Origin of the sequence: Henriciella mobilis, from assembly GCF_003576285.1 — a bacterium.
In the GTDB taxonomy this organism is placed as follows: Bacteria; Pseudomonadota; Alphaproteobacteria; order Caulobacterales; family Hyphomonadaceae; genus Henriciella; species Henriciella mobilis.
On the sequence record NZ_QWFX01000005.1, the window covers coordinates 133,939 to 150,102 of the forward strand.

General features: G+C 61.5%; 15 protein-coding genes and 1 other RNA gene. 11 read left to right on the top strand and 5 right to left on the bottom strand.

The window, feature by feature from the left end; translation table 11 throughout:
* Window positions 1-88 precede the first annotated feature (88 nt).
* Window positions 89-1,981, top strand: a complete 1,893-nt coding sequence (locus tag D1223_RS00625) for a DUF885 domain-containing protein (protein ID WP_119374484.1) — start codon at window positions 89-91, stop codon at window positions 1,979-1,981.
* Between the two features lie 475 nt (window positions 1,982-2,456).
* A complete protein-coding gene (locus tag D1223_RS00630; protein ID WP_119374485.1) occupies window positions 2,457-3,713 on the top strand; it encodes an EAL domain-containing protein in 1,257 nt (418 codons plus the stop codon).
* A 9-nt stretch (window positions 3,714-3,722) separates the two neighbouring features.
* Here D1223_RS00630 and D1223_RS00635 read toward each other — a convergent pair whose 3' ends face one another.
* Window positions 3,723-4,640 (bottom strand): LysR family transcriptional regulator, encoded by a 918-nt coding sequence (locus D1223_RS00635; RefSeq protein WP_119375222.1) that lies wholly within the window; start codon window positions 4,638-4,640, stop codon window positions 3,723-3,725.
* A gap of 174 nt (window positions 4,641-4,814) precedes the next feature.
* On the opposite strand from D1223_RS00635, the gene D1223_RS00640 reads away from it, so the two are divergent.
* From D1223_RS00640 to D1223_RS00650, 3 genes are all read left to right on the top strand, one after another.
* Window positions 4,815-5,348 carry a hypothetical protein gene (locus tag D1223_RS00640; RefSeq protein ID WP_233349640.1) on the top strand — a complete coding sequence of 178 codons (534 nt, stop codon included), beginning with the start codon at window positions 4,815-4,817 and terminating at the stop codon, window positions 5,346-5,348.
* A 35-nt stretch (window positions 5,349-5,383) separates the two neighbouring features.
* The gene (locus D1223_RS00645; protein WP_119374486.1) at window positions 5,384-5,839 is read left to right on the top strand and encodes a YHS domain-containing (seleno)protein; all 456 of its coding nucleotides are present in this window, start codon (window positions 5,384-5,386) and stop codon (window positions 5,837-5,839) included.
* A 237-nt stretch (window positions 5,840-6,076) separates the two neighbouring features.
* Entirely contained in the window at window positions 6,077-6,619 is a 543-nt protein-coding gene (locus D1223_RS00650; RefSeq protein WP_119374487.1) for a porin family protein, read from the top strand.
* Window positions 6,620-6,707: 88 nt separating this feature from the next.
* Here D1223_RS00650 and nudC read toward each other — a convergent pair whose 3' ends face one another.
* Window positions 6,708-7,646, bottom strand: coding sequence for an NAD(+) diphosphatase (gene nudC / locus D1223_RS00655; protein WP_119374488.1), 939 nt, complete (start codon window positions 7,644-7,646; stop codon window positions 6,708-6,710).
* Between the two features lie 64 nt (window positions 7,647-7,710).
* Between nudC and ffs the strand changes: the two genes are divergently transcribed.
* The 3 genes from ffs (at window position 7,711) to D1223_RS00670 (ending at window position 9,676) form a co-directional block, all read left to right on the top strand.
* Window positions 7,711-7,807: signal recognition particle sRNA small type (ffs, locus tag D1223_RS00660), an RNA gene on the top strand.
* Between the two features lie 111 nt (window positions 7,808-7,918).
* Window positions 7,919-9,181, top strand: a complete 1,263-nt coding sequence (locus D1223_RS18690; RefSeq protein WP_147372625.1) for a hypothetical protein — start codon at window positions 7,919-7,921, stop codon at window positions 9,179-9,181.
* Between the two features lie 120 nt (window positions 9,182-9,301).
* The gene (locus D1223_RS00670; protein WP_119374490.1) at window positions 9,302-9,676 is read left to right on the top strand and encodes a hypothetical protein; all 375 of its coding nucleotides are present in this window, start codon (window positions 9,302-9,304) and stop codon (window positions 9,674-9,676) included.
* A gap of 352 nt (window positions 9,677-10,028) precedes the next feature.
* Here D1223_RS00670 and D1223_RS00675 read toward each other — a convergent pair whose 3' ends face one another.
* Complete coding sequence (locus D1223_RS00675; protein ID WP_119374491.1) at window positions 10,029-11,522, bottom strand: cryptochrome/photolyase family protein; 1,494 nt, start codon at window positions 11,520-11,522, stop codon at window positions 10,029-10,031.
* Between the two features lie 99 nt (window positions 11,523-11,621).
* Between D1223_RS00675 and D1223_RS00680 the strand changes: the two genes are divergently transcribed.
* Genes D1223_RS00680 through recR form a run of 3 tightly spaced genes read left to right on the top strand, consistent with a single transcriptional unit; the run spans window position 11,622 to window position 14,325 of the window.
* Window positions 11,622-13,367: a DNA polymerase III subunit gamma/tau gene (locus D1223_RS00680; RefSeq protein WP_119374492.1), complete on the top strand. Its 1,746-nt coding sequence runs from the start codon at window positions 11,622-11,624 to the stop codon at window positions 13,365-13,367.
* A 9-nt stretch (window positions 13,368-13,376) separates the two neighbouring features.
* The gene (locus tag D1223_RS00685) at window positions 13,377-13,700 is read left to right on the top strand and encodes a YbaB/EbfC family nucleoid-associated protein (RefSeq protein ID WP_119374493.1); all 324 of its coding nucleotides are present in this window, start codon (window positions 13,377-13,379) and stop codon (window positions 13,698-13,700) included.
* Between the two features lie 19 nt (window positions 13,701-13,719).
* The gene (gene recR / locus D1223_RS00690) at window positions 13,720-14,325 is read left to right on the top strand and encodes a recombination mediator RecR (protein WP_119374494.1); all 606 of its coding nucleotides are present in this window, start codon (window positions 13,720-13,722) and stop codon (window positions 14,323-14,325) included.
* A 2-nt stretch (window positions 14,326-14,327) separates the two neighbouring features.
* Here recR and D1223_RS00695 read toward each other — a convergent pair whose 3' ends face one another.
* Together D1223_RS00695 and D1223_RS00700 are read right to left on the bottom strand one after the other, a co-directional pair.
* Window positions 14,328-14,948, bottom strand: a complete 621-nt coding sequence (locus D1223_RS00695) for a glutathione S-transferase family protein (protein WP_119374495.1) — start codon at window positions 14,946-14,948, stop codon at window positions 14,328-14,330.
* Window positions 14,945-16,132: a PQQ-dependent sugar dehydrogenase gene (locus tag D1223_RS00700; RefSeq protein WP_119375223.1), complete on the bottom strand. Its 1,188-nt coding sequence runs from the start codon at window positions 16,130-16,132 to the stop codon at window positions 14,945-14,947. Before D1223_RS00700 ends, D1223_RS00695 begins: the two co-directional genes overlap by 4 nt.
* Window positions 16,133-16,164 lie beyond the last annotated feature (32 nt).

Here is a 16,164-nt window from a genome sequence, read left to right on the forward strand (position 1 = left end):
CGGTTGCGGGCAAAATGTTCTACGCGCCTTGCGTGACGGCGAATTTCCTGCTTCTTAGCGATATTCGATAAGCTTCTTGGAGATTCCCATGCGCGTCAGCCTGTCTGCCCTCGCTCTTGCCTTGCTACTTGCCGGTTGCGGCGAGCCCGACCCGGCGGCGAACCCGCCCGGCGGAACACCCGAAGCGTCCGCCCCGGCCGGCGAAAGCGAAGCGGCCGAACAGACCGAGACGCAGAAGCTGAACGCCTGGTTCGATGAGAAGTACGAAGAACAGGTGATGATGAGCCCGATCCAGCTCACCTTCCTTGGTCGCAAGGACCGGTACGGCGAGATCGACGACATGTCCTACGAGGCCCAGAAGGAACAGGTCGACTGGCAACTGGCAAGCGTCGCCGAGATGGAATCGACCTTCGACTATGACAAGCTGACGCCGGAAGCGAAGAATTCCTGGGACATCTGGAAATACCAGGCCGAGCTGGCCGAAGAGGGCCTGCAATACTTCTATAACGGCTACACCTTCGACCAGATGAATGGCCCGCAATCCTTCCTTGCGACCTTCCTGATCCAGTTCCACCGCGTCGACAATCTCGACGACATGGAAGCCTATATTTCCCGGATCCGCGAGAGTGGCCGGGCCGGCGAGCAGCTTCTCACCATCGCCAAGGAAGCGGCCAGCCGCGGCGTCGCCACGCCGGACTTTGCGCTGGAAGGGGTGATCGACCAGTCGCGGAAGATCATCACCGGCGCGCCGTTCACCGATGGCGAGCCCTCCGACATCTGGGCCGATATCGAGATGGAGATCTCCAACCTCCTCGAAGCCGGCGAGATCGACGAGGCGCAGGCCGAGACGCTGCGCACCGATGCCCGTGCAGCGCTCGTCGACGTCTTCCAGCCCGGTTACCAGGCCATCATCGACTGGGCGGAAAGCGAACTGCCCAACGCCCCGGCCAATCCGACCGGCGTCGGCACGACCCAGCCAAACGGTGCGGCCTATTACGACTACCGCCTGAAGGTGTCGACCACGACGGACCTCACCGCCGATGAGATTCACCAGATCGGCCTCGATGAGGTCGAGCGCCTGCATGCGCAGATGGAAGCGGTGAAAGAGGAGTACGGCTTCGACGGCACGCTGCAGGAATTCTTCGTCTTCCTGCGCGAGACCAAGGACAATCGGGACCTCTATTATGAGAACACCGATGCCGGCGCCGAGCAGTATATTGCCGACGCGACGGCCGCCATCGACAATATCGAGGGCCAGCTGCCGGACTATTTCGGCATCCTGCCCAAGGCAGACCTCGTCGTGAAGCGCGTCGAGCCCTTCCGCGAGCAGGATGGCGCGGCCCAGCACTACTATCCCGGCACGCCGGACGGCTCGCGCCCGGGCACCTATTACGCCCACCTCTCGGACATGACTTCCATGCCGAAGCGGGAGCTGGAAGTGATCGCCTATCATGAAGGGCTTCCGGGCCACCACATGCAGATCTCCATCGCGCAGGAGCTTCAGGACATCCCGCAATTCCGCACCCAGGCCGGTTTCACCGCCTATTCGGAAGGCTGGGGCCTCTATTCGGAAAAGCTCGCCAGCGAAATGCCGGGCACCTTCGAGGACCCGCTGTCGGAATTCGGCCGGCTCGGCTCTGAAATCTGGCGCGCCATCCGCCTCGTCGTCGATACCGGCCTGCATTCCAAGGGCTGGACCGAGGAAGAGGCCTGGGAATATTTCACCGAGAATGCCGCCGTCACAGACCAGCAGGCCCGCTCGGAAATCCAGCGCTATATCGTGATGCCGGGCCAGGCGACGGCCTACAAGATCGGCATGATCAAGATCCTGGAGCTGCGTGAGCACGCCCGCGAAGCGCTTGGCGACAAGTTCGACATCAAGGGCTTCCACGACACCATCCTTGGCGGCGGCGCCCTGCCGCTGGAAATCCTCGAGCGCCGCGTCGACCAGTGGATCGAGGACGTGAAAGCGGAAGAATAGCCGGCCGCGGCTGCGCCGCTAAAGACAGACCTGTGTCCTTCGGAAATGGCCTCGCGAAATCGGCGCGAGGCCATTTTCATATTTTTCCACAGCCCTCGTCATCTGCATCTGACATTGGAACGAAATGGGACCGGATGGACCGGTTCCGCATCGTCTTCGACCGGGACGGATTCAATTTTCAGTAAATTCAAGACACTGCCTCAAGGTTTCGATGCCGGTCAGCGTCAAGTTACAAAATATACAAAGAATACAAAGTCCTGTATTTTGTAAGTATAAAAAATTTCAAGCAAATTTGAACGTTTGGATCAACGATCCTTAAATGGCGCCCGGCACAGGGTGGCCTTCCAGAGATCATTGAATACTTCATTACGCAAGTATATCATCGATACTTTGAAAAATTGAAATTGTATTGATCAAGTGGAGTTTGAGTCTCTTGTCTGTGGGATTGACTGAAATTGTTCGTGGAGCGCCGGGTATGCCCCTCGCAAGCTCTGGCCAGGCCTTAACATCTGACTCCCAGCCGCCAGGTGCCAATGCCGATACGATCATCCAGTCGGCTCTGCAGGCCGCGCGCCGCCATCTGGGAATGAGCGTCGCTTACATCTCCAGGCTGGAGCGCGACGAAAGCCATATCCTGTATGTCGATGCGCCGGGCTATGAGGCCCTGCTGAAGCCGGGCGACGTTCGCCCCGCCAATGAGGTCTACTGCCGGTATGCCCTCGAAAGCCGCATCCCGGCCCTGTTGCCGGATGCTGCGTGCCATCCGCTGACGCGCGACCTGCAGATCACCCATGCCATACCGGTCGGGGCGTTCCTGAGCGTTCCCATCCTCTCGCGGGAGGGGGAGGTCATCGGCCTGCTGTGCTGTCTCGATCCCGTCGCCAACCCGTCCCTGACCGCCCGCGACCTTGGCACCGCCCGCATGTTTGCCGATATTGCCGGGGCCCAGCTGGAGCAGAAGCGGGCGCTGGCGAGGCAGGCAGCCCTCACCGAAAAGAAGGTCGCCCGCGTCATCGAGCGCCGGCAATTCTCCATGGTCTACCAGCCGCTCTGGAATATCGGCTCCGGAAAGATATTCGGTTTCGAGTGCCTGGCCCGTTTTTCGGCAGACCCGGCCCGTGACCCGAAGAGCTGGTTCGAGGAGGCCGGCTCGGTCGGGATGCTTGCCGACCTCGAACTGGCCCTCATTCAGTTCGCGCTGGCCGGCATCGACGCCTTCCCGCCAGAGATACGCCTGTCGATCAATGTCTCGCCCACGACCATTCTCGATCCGCGCTTTCTGGATACGCTGATCGACTACGACATCAGCCGGCTGGTGATCGAGCTCACAGAGCGTGTCCGGGTGACGGACTATCAGGCTGTGCGCGATGCGCTTGCACCGCTCGGCCCGATGGGCGTGCGCATCGCGGTCGACGATGCCGGGTCGGGCTGGGCCAGCCTGCAGCATATCATCGGGATGAGGGCCGACCTCATCAAGCTGGATCGCTCGCTGGTTTCAGGGCTGGAGGCCTCGTCGGCCTCACGCGCGATGATTGCGGCGCTCAGCCAGTTCGGCCGGGAAACCAATTGCGCCATTCTCGCCGAAGGCATCGAGACCCCTGAAGAGTTCACGGCGCTCAAGGCGCTCGGCGTGGAGTACGGTCAGGGCTTCCTGCTTGGAAAGCCGGTGAGCTTCAAGCTGGCCTGCGAACTCCTCAGGGAAGCCAACGGACGGCCGCGGGCGGTGCCTTGAGCGCTGCGCTCAGGCCGCCTTTTCCTCTTGCAGCTCCTGCGCCTTCATCGCTTCGGCGATGTGGTCGGCCAGAAGGCGGGCCTTGCCTTTCAGCTTGCCGCCGGACCAGACGACGTGCAGCGGCAGGGCATCGGATTCCCAGTCCGGCAGAAGGCGGACGAGATTGCCCGCGCGGACTTTCTCGCAGACCAGCCAGTCCGGCGCGAGAATATAGCCGAGCCCGTCCTGTGCGGCCTGGATCAGCATGTCGCCGGACGAGGCGCGGAAGCGGCCATCGACGCGCAGGTCGATCCGGTTACCCTTTTCGGTATGCGTCATCACCCAGTGCTGGGCGCTGCTGGAGCGGTGGCGAAGATGCAGCGCGTCCTCGGATGGCAGGTCGGCGGGGCTCTCCAGCGCCGACATCTGCGCGGCATAGATCGCTGAGGCCCACAGCTTGCGCGGGCTGAGGGCGATGCGCTTGGCCATCAGACTGGAATCGGCCAGCTCGCCCAGCCGGAAGGCGAGATCGATGCCCTCCTGGACGATGTCAGTATAGGTGTCGTCCGAGATCACATCGATGGAGAGCTCTGGATAGCGCCGCAGGAAGCTGGCCAGCGCCGGGGCGATCACCACCCGGGCCAGCGAGTGCGGCACTGTGATGCGCAGCTGGCCGTAAGGCTCGTTGTCGAGGCCGCGCACCTCGGCTTCGGCCTGTTCGAAGTCTTCCAGGATGGCGCGGGCGCGGGTGTAGAACTTCTCGCCGGCCTGGGTCAGGCTGAGGGCGCGCGTGGTGCGCAGGAAGAGGTCGGCGCCGAGCTGCGCTTCCAGGTCCTGGATGCGCCGCGACACCGTCGGCTGGCCGACATCGAGGTCGGCGGCTGCCTTGGAAAAACTTCCCGTATCGGCGACCCGTATGAAGAGCCGCATCGCGTCCAGCCGGTCCATGCCCATCTCCCGCTCATTTCGTCCCGCGCAATATAGGGATCGAAACGCCCGGGCGCGAGGGTGCGTGCGGCGCAACGTCTATCACCTGATTGTGAGCACGCTCACGCAGGCGTGCGTCGCACGTGACGGCAACAGGGTCTATCTCCACGCCATCAGATGAGAGGGGATGCACCCATGAACCGGATCCGGACCTATTTACCGCACGCGATCGCGCTTGTCGCATCGCTCGTCTTTCTCGATAGCCTGCGCTTCAAGTTCACCAATGCGGTGGAGACGCAGGTGATCTTCGGCAAGCTCAACGCCTGGGCCTCGAGCCTCGGCGCGCCGGGGCTTTTTGCGCCGACAGGGCTGTTCAGCCAGTATGTGATCGGTTCCGCCGAACTCGTCGCCTCGGCGCTGCTGCTGGTCGGCATCCATCCGGCCCTGCGGCGCTTCCAGGCGGTGGGTGCGCTGGTCGCCTTCGCGGTGATGAGCGGGGCGGTGAACTTCCACCTTTGGACGCCGCTCGGTATCGATCCGAACAATGATGGCGGCGGGCTGTTCTTCATGGCCTGCACTGTCTGGGTGACGTCGATCGTTCTCATCGTGATCCGCCGCAGGGAACTCGCCGCGATCGGGCAGGGGCTGGCTGCGACCTTCCTGCCGGGCCGCGGCGCGGATGCCGGCGCGAGCGCATCGCCTGGCGCTGTCCCTGCCAATTCCAACTGACACAGTCCAACCCTGACAAGAAAGAAGACTCCCCCATGTTCCGTATACTGCTCGCAACACTCGCCCTGAGTGTCCTGTCGCTTGGCCTCGCCGCCCCGGCCCATGCCGACAAGAAGCCGGTCTATACCGGCATCTTCTCCAACACCGCGGTTGGCGGCCACGACCCGGTCGCCTATTTCACCGAGGGCAAGCCGGTTGAAGGCAAGAAGGAATTCTCCACCGAATACCAGGGCGCCGAATTCCGTTTTGCCAGCGCCGAGAACCTCGCCTTGTTCGAGGCTGACCCTGAAAAATACGCCCCGCAATTCGGCGGTTACTGCGCCTGGGCCGTCGCCCAGGGCGACACGGCCAAGGGCGATCCGGACTATTGGAAAATAGTCGACGGGAAGCTCTACCTAAACTATAATAAAAAAATTCAGGAACGCTGGGAACAAAATGAGGCGGCGTTCATTGAACAAGCTGAAACGAACTGGCCGGCAGTGCTCAAATAGCGGGGCGATCTCCCTCCTCCCCTCACCCAGCCCCGCCTCTGACGGCTTCTAAGGCCCTGCACGTCCCCTCCGTGCAGGGCCTTTAACGTTTGCGTTAGATCGCGCGGCCCTGTGGCCTGAAAGCCGCGCGCCTGTCTCTTCATCAATTGGCTGAAATGCTGCCCACTTTCGGCCCCAATCGGAGCGCTCTTCTCCTGCCGCGCACCCCGGACAGGTGCGTTTGTACAGGAGGATTACATGTCCAGATCCCTGATCGCCCTCGCAGCCCTTGCGACGATCTCCGCCCCGGCCTTTGCCCAGGGGCTCTATGCCGATGCCGGCTACACCTTCATCAATATCGACGTGGATGAGCCGGGCGTGTCCGGCGACGTCGACCTCGGCGCGCTGGCCGGCCATGTCGGCTACAACTTCTCCGAGTGGTTCGCCCTTGAAGGCGAAGCCCTCATCGGCGTGCAGGACGAGGATGCGTCCTTCGGCGGCATCAACGCCTCGGTTGGCCTGAACTACCTCGTCGGCGCCTATGCCAAGGGCCAGGTCCCGCTCGGTGAGCGCGTCAATCTCTACGCCCGCGCAGGCCTGGTCCAGGCCGAGATCGAGGCGGAAGTCTCCGGCGGCGGCTTCAGCGGCTCCGACAGCGCAACCGAAAGCGGCGTCGGCTACGGCGCTGGCGGCGAGTTCATGCTGACCCCGGCGCTCGGCATCCGCGGCGACTATACCCGCTACGACATCGACGACACCGAAGCAGACGCCTTCACCGTGGCGGCCGTCTTCCGGTTCTAGAACAGAGCCTGTCCTCTCTTGCGAGAGGAACTGGGGCCCGGTCGGCAGAAACGCCGTCCGGGCCTTTTCTTTTGGCGGGAGGCCGCCCTCAGCTGGAGCCGTCTGGCCGCTCGGCCCATTCCTTCATGATGTGGTGGGCGACCGCAAAACGCATCGGTGCGCTGATCTCCGGGTGCGTCCCGGCGATCACCTCGCGCGCTTCGGCCCGCGTGATCCAGCGCGCCGATTCCAGCTCGCTCTTGTCGACCGTAATGTCGTCATTCTCGGCCGGCAGGATGAGGCCGATCATCAGCGAGGAGGGGAAGGGCCAGGGCTGGCAGAAGAGATACTCCGCCTGGCCCGGGTCGCAGCGGATGCCGGCTTCCTCATGCAGCTCCCGCGCGGCGCCCTGTTCCAGCGTCTCGCCCGGCTCGATGAAGCCGGCAAGGCAGCTCCACATGCCCTTGGGCCACATGGACTGGCGCCCGACCAGGCACTTGTCGCCATAGGTCGCCAGCATGATCGCCACCGGGTCGGTGCGCGGGAAATGCTCGGCCTTGCAGTCCGGGCAGACCCGTTTCCAGCCCGCCTCGGCGCGCTCACTCTCGGCCCCGCACCTGGCGCAGAAGCGGTGCGAGCGGTGCCATTCGAAGAGGCTGCGCGCCGTCGAGGCGAGGTTGGCGTCCATTTCCGGCATGCGCTGCAGGCTCATGCGCAGGTCGCCAAATTCGCCCGTGCCGGCGATGAGCGAGGTGTTCACATCGAAATCGCCCGGCATTTCCAGCGCGAAGACCGGCGCGCCGGCCTTGTCGAGGCCGAGGAAGAGCGGCTCGGCCTTGGGCGCGAGTTTTGCCGCTTCCGGCCCCAGCCAGACCAGCCCGCCATCGCCGGAGGTCAGCGGCAGGCCGCCCTGCAGGATCAGCACCAGCGCGTCGTCGCGCGCGAAGGCTTCGGCCAGCCAGGCCGGATCGGAGCGGTGATGGCCGGCCCGGTCGATGGGGCGCGAGCCGAGCGGGATGAGGTCGGAATTGTTCGTCTGACTAGGCATGCCCCTTCACCTATCAGCATTCCGCCCCTTGTCACCCCGCTTTCAAGACGCGATATGGGGGTCAGGAGGCTGGCGGTGGACGAGGCCCTCGCCAACCGGGTCAGGTCGGGAACGAAGCAGCCCTAACGAGTTTCGCTTCGGGTCACTGTCCAGTCTCCGCTTTTCCATTGAAACAATTATAAGATGTATCCAAATAAACTGGGTGTTGCGCTTCTTGTGCGATCGGCAAGATTTCGTCGGCTTAAATTGCGATAAGCCTTGGAGGCTTTTGATTGCCAAAACCACTCAAGCTTAAGCCTCGATCGGAACTAGATGCTTTCTTGCGGCAAATATCGGCGGAGCGAACGGTCTCTGCAGATGGAGAAGTCAAACTCAAAGGTCACGATTGGGAAGACGCTCCAACGTTAATCGCTTCCTATTTTAGTTTGGATTGCGGCGCCGACATGCAGCAAATGGAAGCGCTACTTCGGTCAGCATTGTTTTCGGGTGAATACCTTAAGCAAGAATTCAGTGCTAGTGAATTGGTGGATGCGTGCGAGAAGATTCGTGCAAAAAAATCAAAACAACGTCGCTCTGAGTTCAAGATTGTTTCTGCTATTACCAGCTATTCGGGAATAGAGTTTTCCAAGTTTATTTCAAGTGACGTCCATTTGGAATTTGATGTGCCTGAAAATTTGTGGTCGTCACATATCGAACAGGCTAAGAAGCACTTTCCTGACGCCTACCAAGTTTCTACAAAATACCGCCGAGTCCCGTACATTGCTACTTTTAAGGCCGCAACAGGAATAGAAGGATTCGAGCGAGCTAGATACGAAATTGACGTGTGGCGTGGCGCAGTGAATTTAGCGTCGAATATTGTAAAGCATGGACGCAGATCGTTTGGCACGGACGAAGTTCCGTTGAATAACTTCGTTAATTCCAAATTTTCTTCTGTTATTGATAGCCACGGCGAATTCGTCCGCAGTGGATTGTTTTTTTATACGCAGTGGCGACCGCCAAGAAATCATTCGTTGAGGAAAGAAGCTCGAGAACGACTTCAAACTGATATTGAACGCTATGTCGAACTAATTTCTAGGCGGCATGCATTATCAGAGTTTTCCAGAAGTATGCTCGTGAAGTACGTTCGAGCGACCGACACGCCAAACTGGCTTTATTCATTCACTGAGTTGTGGTCCGTACTGGAGCAGATTTGCTGTATTCAGTCGGGCCAAGATCACAAGAAAATAGTGGAAAGAGTAAGCACTCTTTACGAAGACAAAGCGCATACAAAACTGATGCTCGACCACCTTCGCGTGCGGCGAAACAATATAATTCATAAAGGATATGAAGAGAAATCTGATACGTCTGAGCGAATTCTATTTCAGCTCAATCGGTACGTCACTCAGGCCCTTTGGTTGATCGTTTCTAATGGATTAGAATTTTCTTCCAAGGATGAGTGGGTAGAGTTTCTAGATACAACTGGATCGGTTGAAGCGTTGCGAGCAAAAAAGATTATGCTCGACAAGGCCATCAAGTTCAGGCGGCAAGACCCTTAGAGATTTTGAGCGAGGTTTTTTCCGCTTTTGTGACGAAAGACAACCGTCTTATCTCGGCCTTTTAAGCAGAACGGCCAAAATTCATCCCACCCCTCTGAAACCCGTGCTCCAATCTCAGGCATGCTGACCCGCGCCTGGATCCTTGAAACGCTGGCCTTGCTGCCGCTCTACACTTGGCCGGTCTTCTTCCTCGAAGTCTGGCGGTTCGAGCGGTATTACCGCGCCTACCGGGCCGCGAACCCGGTCGGCATGCTCGGCGTCGCCGTGCGACCCGATGGGCGGCTGGTGATCACATTCCAAGTGGCCGGCGACCGGCCGGACCCGGACGACTGGACGAATTTTGCGCCGCGCACGCCCTGGGTGCGGCTCGCGCCGGGTGGGTTTCTCGCAGCTTTGGGCGCCGGACTGGAATCATACCGGAATTGGACTGTTCTCGTACCGGAATCGGACCCGAATTGTACCGCCGCCGGACCGGCCTTTCTGGATTCGAGCTGACCTTCCGTCCGCGTGGTTCGACTTCGCTCACCATGCGGACTGATGTTTCAAACAGCCCTGAGCCCGATCCATCGCGAAGCGGGGATCAAAAGAAAAGACAGCCCTGAGCCCGATCCATCGCGGCACGAAGTGGAGCGGGGATCAAAACCAAAGACTCCCTGAGCCCGATCCATCGCGAAGCGGGGATCAAAAACCAGAAAGCCGCAGCCCGCCGGGTTCGCGGGCGCTGGTGCTGGCCCCACCCTGACCCTCCCCTGAGGGGAGGGTATCAGGGCCGGCCCGGCCGTGAAGCAGCACACTGAGCCAGGCCGCATTCGCCCCCTCCCCGCATGCGGGGAGGGTCGGGGTGGGGCTAATGAAACCCGCGCAGGAAATTTGCTGCGTTTTCAAGGTGTTTGTCGCGTTTGGCCGCGTCCATCTTCTCGGCCATGGAGACCATCATCGCCCAGCGCGGATTGCCGGAAAGCGGCGCGCGGTTCTTCCAGATCCAGCGCCAGTAGAGCCCGTCCCACACATCGCACCAGTCGCCTGTGCCCCAATTGCTCATCTTCCGGACGTAGGAAGACCCTGAAAAATATGGCTTTGTCGTGATCCGCCCGCCATCGGCATTCTGGCTCATCGCATAGGCATTCGGCACCATCACCCAGTCATAGGAGTCGGCGAACATCTCCATGAACCAGCGATAGATGTCGTCCGGGTCGGTCTCGCAGATGAACATGAAGCCGCCGAGCACCATCAGCCGCTCGATATGGTGGCAATACCCTGTTTTCAGGACTCTTTTGATCGTGTCGTCGATGGGCGGAATACCCGTCTCGCCGGTCCAGAACGATCGGGGCAGGGCGCGGGAATGGCCCCAGTGATTGGTGGTGCGCATGGGAACACCGAGGTCTTCATAGGTGGCGCGCATGAACTCCCGCCAGCCAATCACCTGGCGAATGAAGCCCTCGGCGGAGTTCATCGGGATGTTCTTGTTTTCAATAAAGGAAATTGCCGCATCGAGGACGAGTTTCGGGGTCAGCAGGCCGATATTCAGCATCGGCGTGATGGCCGAATGCCAGAGCAGGCTCTCGCCTTCGAGGATCGCATCCTCATAGGGCCCGAAGCGCTCGAACCGCTCATTGAGGAAGGCGCCGAGCCAGCTTTCGGCCGCTTCATGGGAGGTGGGCCAGTAGAGCTGGTCCAGCGACCCGGGATTGTCGGGGAAGTCCTCCAGCACAGAGCGGCGGGCCTCTTCCTCGATATCGTCTGGGGTGAGCCAGCGCAGGCGCGGCACCTCGCCCTGTAATGATTTCGGTACTTTCCTGCGGTTGTCCTCGTCAAAGCTCCATTGCCCGCCGGCCGGTTTGTCCCCGTCCATCAGCACGCCGAGCTTGCGCCGCTGGGCCTTGTAGAACTCGGCCTGGAACCAGGATTTGTGATCCTCCCGCCAGGCCCGGTTCTCGCCCGGCGTGTTCAGGAATAGCGGGGTATTGAGCAGGGTGAGGTCGATGTTTTCGGCCTCGCAATGGGATTTGAGGCGCTTTTCGAGAATGAAATCCGTCGGGTCGCAGGCGATAATCTCCGTGACGCCCTCTTTGGCCAGCCGTTTAATGGTGGGCTTGAGGACAGACTCGCCAGCCTTGTAGCCGACGAGCTCAGCCGGCGGTTTGAGCGTGTCCAGCCGGTTCATGTAGCGCGCCATGGAGGCCCGGTGCAGCCAGAGCTTCTGCTTGTGGAACTGTAATTGATACTGGCGGTCCCCGAAGAAGAGGCTGTCCTCGATCAGGACGATCCTGTCCGGGCGCCTGTCCAGGCCGGGATGGTGATCGAACAGGTGATGCGGGAAGATGAGCAGGGCTTTTGTCATGCCACGACATAGCTAGTCCGCAGCGCCCACAGGCAAAGGCTGCAAAACCGCTTCGCTGCCATTGCGGAGGTCCCCGAGTCCCTGCCATTATCGCGCGCGATGAGTGATGAGTCCCTGAACGAGCCCGAAGGCGAGCGCGATGATGCGACCTTCTCCATGTTTGGAGAGGAGGAAATGGGCTCGGCCGAGGCCAAGGCGCCCTATCAGGTGCTCGCGCGGAAGTACCGCCCGAAGCTCTTCTCCGACCTGATCGGCCAGGAAGCCATGGTGCGAACGCTGCGTAACGCCTTCGAGACGGGCCGGATCGCGCATGCCTTCATGCTGACCGGCGTCCGCGGGGTCGGCAAGACGACGACGGCCCGGCTTCTCGCGCGCGCGTTCAACTATGAGGGCGCCGATCATGACGGTCCCAGCCTGAAGCTCGACCCGCCGGGCGAGCACTGCAAGGCGATCATGGAAAGCCGCCACCCGGATGTGCTGGAGCTCGATGCGGCCTCGCGGACCGGCGTCGCCGATATGCGCGACCTGCTCGATGGCGTGCGCTATTCGCCTCAGGCCGCGCGCTACAAGGTCTACATCATCGACGAAGTTCACATGCTCTCGACGGCGTCTTTCAATGCGCTGCTGAAGACGCTGGAAGAGCCGCCGCCGCATGTGAAGTTCATCTTCGCCACGACCGAAATCCGGAAGGTGCCGGTCACGGTCCTGTCGCGCTGCCAGCGCTTCGACCTGAAACGGCTGGAGACGGCCGAACTCGCCGCGCACCTTGCGAAGATCGCCGCGCGCGAAGGCGCGAAGATTTCCGAGGAGGGCATCACGCTGATTGCGCGGGCGGCTGAAGGGTCCGTCCGGGACGGACTCTCCATCCTCGACCAGGCGATCGTGCAGGGGCTCGATGGCGGCGAGATCAGTGGCGAAGCTGTGCGCGACATGCTTGGCCTGGGCGACCGGCTACGACTGCTCGATGTGTTTGAGTATGCGGTGACCGGCAAGGCGCAGGAAGCGGTCAGCGAAATTACCGACCAGATCCAGATTGGCGCCGACCCGCTGGTCCTGATGAAGGACCTCCTGGAGATTGCTGCCGATGTCGCCACCGTCCAGGCCATGGGTGACAATTACACGCTGCCCGGTCCGGCCGACTGGACCAACCGGACCAAGCAGATCGCCGATAGCGTCACGCCCGCCCAGGCCCAGCGCAACTGGCAAATCCTGCTGTCGGGCTATCGCGATACCCAGAGTGCGCCGGAGACCGACGTTGCGCTGCGCATGGTGATTCTGCGGCTAGTCTCTGCAGCAGACCTGCCCTCGCCGGAGGATGCGGCACGGATGATCGCTGAGGGCGGGGGCAGTGCAAGCTCCGCCCGCGGCAAGGGCGGCAAGGAAGATCCCAATGTCGTCCCCGTCGGCGGCGGCGGAACCGGCCAGCTGTCGAAGTTCGAGGATGTCCTCGACCTCCTGGAAAAGGAACGCCAGCCGACCCTCTGGGGCCAGGCCAAGGCCTATATCCGTCCGGCCGTTTTCGCCGATGGCACGATCAGTTGCGACCTGAAGGACGGCGCGCCCGTCGACCTGCTTCGCCGCCTGACCGATTTCCTTGAAGTTTCCACGGGCCGCGTCTGGGATGTACAAAAGGCCAAGACCAATCGCGAAACCGTCAAGGAGCGCGAGGAGCGGCTGAAGAATGAGCGGATCGAGGCGGTCAGGTCGGACCCGGATGTCCGCGCGGCGCTGGCGGCCATTCCCGGCGCTGAAATCGTTGAGGTCAGCGACCCTCAACCACTTGAAGCGACGGGCACGGAGGACAATGTCGTCCCCTTGCGCGTAGCGAGTCACAAGAAAGGGTAGGCGGTCGCCATGAAAGACCTCGGAAAGATCATGCAGCAGGCCCAGCAGATGCAGGCCAAGATGCAGGAAGCCCAGGAAAAGATCGAGAATATCGAGGCCGAAGGTGTCGCCGGCGCCGGTCTCGTAAAGGTTCGCCTGAAGGGCAAGGGCGACATGGTCGGAGTGACCATCGATCCGTCCCTGATGGGCGATGAGGCTGAAATCGTCGAAGATCTCATCAAGGCGGCGCATTCGGATGCGAAAAAGCGCCTCGATGAGGAAATGGAAAAGGCGATGAAGGAAGCCACCTCGGGCTTCGGCGGCATGCTGCCGGGCTTCAAGATGCCGTTCTAGGCATTCGAGCAGTCACAGTATGAGCCAGAAGAGCGCCGGTCCTGAAATCCTGAAGATGATCGAGCTGATCGCCAAGCTGCCAGGGCTCGGGCCAAGGTCCGCACGCCGGGCGGCCCTGCACCTGCTCAAGCGCAAGGACCAGCTCCTCCTGCCGCTTGCCGATGCGCTGGCCGAGGCCGGTAGCCGGATCGAGCGCTGCCGGACCTGCGGGAATTTCGATACGCTGCAGCCCTGCGCGGTCTGCCAGTCCGATGGCCGGGACAATAGTGTGATCTGTGTTGTCGAGGATGTGCCCGACCTCTGGGCGCTGGAGCGCGCGAGCGCCTTTCGCGGCCGCTACCATGTGCTTGGCGGCGTGCTGTCGCCGCTGGACGGCGTGGAGCCGGAAGACCTGACCATCGGCATGCTGATCGACCGCCTCAAGGGCGGCGAGGTGCGTGAAGTGATCTTCGCGCTCTCGGCCACGCTCGATGGCCAGATAACGGTCGATTATGTGAAGGACCAGATCGAGGATCAGGGGCTGGAGGTCCAGACGACCAGGCTTGCCCAGGGCGTCCCGCATGGTGGCGAACTCGACCACCTCGACGAGGGCACCCTGGCTGCGGCCATGCGCTCGCGGCGCTAGGCTTACTCCACCGCGCGTTCCTTGGCCCGCTTCCAGGCATCGCGCTGCATGTTGCGGTCGTAATAGGCCTTGAGGTGCCTGTAGGGCTCAAGCTCTCCCAGACGCTCGGCCATGCTGGCGATATAGGTGGTGCCGATGTCCGGCGCCTGGAACTTGTCGCCGAGAATGTACGGCATCTCGGCAAGGCGCTTGTCGAGCAGGCCGAGATGCAGCGGCACCTCGCCATCGGCAAACCCCTTGAAGACTGGAGACGGATTGTCGCCCTCGCGCGCCTGCAACATTCGCAGGAAAAGCGGCAGAAAAGCCGAGCCTTCAGGATAGTGCAGCCAGCGCTGGTATTCCGCCCAAGCCTTCCAGTCCGAGCGCGGCGGGGCAAGCGTGTTGCCGGTATCGTAGCGATCGACGAGATAGGACGCGATGGCCCCGGACTCGGTCAGCAGGATGTCGCCATCCTCGATTGTCGGCGACTTGCCGAGCGGTGTCGCGCTCTTGATGTCGTCCTGCGAGCGGAAGGTCTGCGGATTGCGGTGATAGACTTTCAGCTCATAGTCGAGGCCAAGTTCTTCAAGCAGCCAGACCGTAAAGATCGAACGGCCGATGCGCAGGTGATGGAGTGTAATCATTCGGTTTTCGTGACCGCATAGATCACGCCTTCCATGTCAGCGGTTGCAGCATAGAGCGTACCATCTGGGCCGATGGTCACGTCACGAAACGGGATATCGAGGCCGGAGAGCATGTCTTGCGTGCCCAGAACATTGCCCTCCTCATCGAGGTCGACATGGACGAGCTTCTGCCCCTTGGGCCCGTTCATGGCGCCGACGATCAGGTCTCCCTGCCAGTCCGCCCAGGCATCGCCCTTAACCAGAACCATGCCCGAAGGCGCGATGGAGGGGACCCATTTCACGACGGGCTGTTCCATGCCCGGTGCTTCGGTTTCCTCGGTGATGACCGTCCCGTCATAGTTCACGCCATAGGTGATTTCCGGCCAGCCATAATTGTTGCCCGGCGCGATGATGTTGAGCTCGTCGCCGCCCTTCGGCCCGTGCTCATGGGCCCAGAGAATGCCGCGGCCCTCGTCATAGGTGAGGCCCTGCACATTGCGGTGACCGTACGACCAGACAGCCGGAGCGCCCTCTTCGCCGCTCGCGAAGGGATTGTCCTCCGGGATCGAGCCATCGGGATTTATCCGGGCGATCGTGCCGTGATAATTCATCGGGTTCTGCGCTTCGTCCATGTAGCGGAAACCCTCGCCCATGGTCACGATCAGCGTGCCATCCGGCAGGAAGGCGAGGCGCCCGCCGAAATGGTAGGCCGTCCCGCGGATTGTGCCGGCAAAGATTTCCTGGACATCGGACAGTTCGGACGCGTCCTCAGAGAGCACACCTTTGATGACGGTCGTCGTGTTTTCGCTCGTGGTTCCCTTGGCATAGGCGAGATAGAGCGTTCGATTGGACGCAAAGTCCGGGTCGAGCGCCATGGCAAAGTACCCGCCCTGTCCTTCGACGAGTGCCTCCGGCGTGCCGGCGACCGGCGCGTCGAGCAGTGAGCCATCCCGAACAACGCGAATATGACCGTCACGCTCGGAGACGAGCATCTCGCCGGACGGCAGAAACATCATGTCCCAGGGAAAGGTCAGACCGTCCACGACAGGCGTCAGCGTATAGCCGTCCCTGGATGTCATGGTTCCTGCAACGGCGCCGGCTTCCCCGGCCGTCGAATTTTCAGTGCCCGGGCCTGGCCCGGCTTCGCCGCCGCTGCACGCCCCGAGAAGCAGCAGGACAGCGGCGGTCGCTCTGGAAAAAGTCATGTCGGTCACCTCGAAACGCTTCAGCGAGATTG

Bases quoted from the DNA above. Each gene is read 5' to 3' on its own strand.
- D1223_RS00650 (WP_119374487.1), top strand. From the start codon at position 6,077: ATGTCCAGATCCCTGATCGCCCTCGCAGCCCTTGCGACGATCTCCGCC.
- D1223_RS00635 (WP_119375222.1), bottom strand. From the start codon at position 4,640: ATGGACCGGCTGGACGCGATGCGGCTCTTCATACGGGTCGCCGATACG.
- D1223_RS00675 (WP_119374491.1), bottom strand. From the start codon at position 11,522: ATGACAAAAGCCCTGCTCATCTTCCCGCATCACCTGTTCGATCACCAT.
- nudC (WP_119374488.1), bottom strand. From the start codon at position 7,646: ATGCCTAGTCAGACGAACAATTCCGACCTCATCCCGCTCGGCTCGCGC.
- D1223_RS00695 (WP_119374495.1), bottom strand. From the start codon at position 14,948: ATGATTACACTCCATCACCTGCGCATCGGCCGTTCGATCTTTACGGTC.
- recR (WP_119374494.1), top strand. From the start codon at position 13,720: ATGAGCCAGAAGAGCGCCGGTCCTGAAATCCTGAAGATGATCGAGCTG.
- D1223_RS00630 (WP_119374485.1), top strand. From the start codon at position 2,457: ATGCCCCTCGCAAGCTCTGGCCAGGCCTTAACATCTGACTCCCAGCCG.
- D1223_RS00645 (WP_119374486.1), top strand. From the start codon at position 5,384: ATGTTCCGTATACTGCTCGCAACACTCGCCCTGAGTGTCCTGTCGCTT.
- D1223_RS00625 (WP_119374484.1), top strand. From the start codon at position 89: ATGCGCGTCAGCCTGTCTGCCCTCGCTCTTGCCTTGCTACTTGCCGGT.
- D1223_RS00640 (WP_233349640.1), top strand. From the start codon at position 4,815: ATGAACCGGATCCGGACCTATTTACCGCACGCGATCGCGCTTGTCGCA.
- D1223_RS00670 (WP_119374490.1), top strand. From the start codon at position 9,302: ATGCTGACCCGCGCCTGGATCCTTGAAACGCTGGCCTTGCTGCCGCTC.
- D1223_RS00700 (WP_119375223.1), bottom strand. From the start codon at position 16,132: ATGACTTTTTCCAGAGCGACCGCCGCTGTCCTGCTGCTTCTCGGGGCG.
- D1223_RS00685 (WP_119374493.1), top strand. From the start codon at position 13,377: ATGAAAGACCTCGGAAAGATCATGCAGCAGGCCCAGCAGATGCAGGCC.
- D1223_RS00680 (WP_119374492.1), top strand. From the start codon at position 11,622: ATGAGTGATGAGTCCCTGAACGAGCCCGAAGGCGAGCGCGATGATGCG.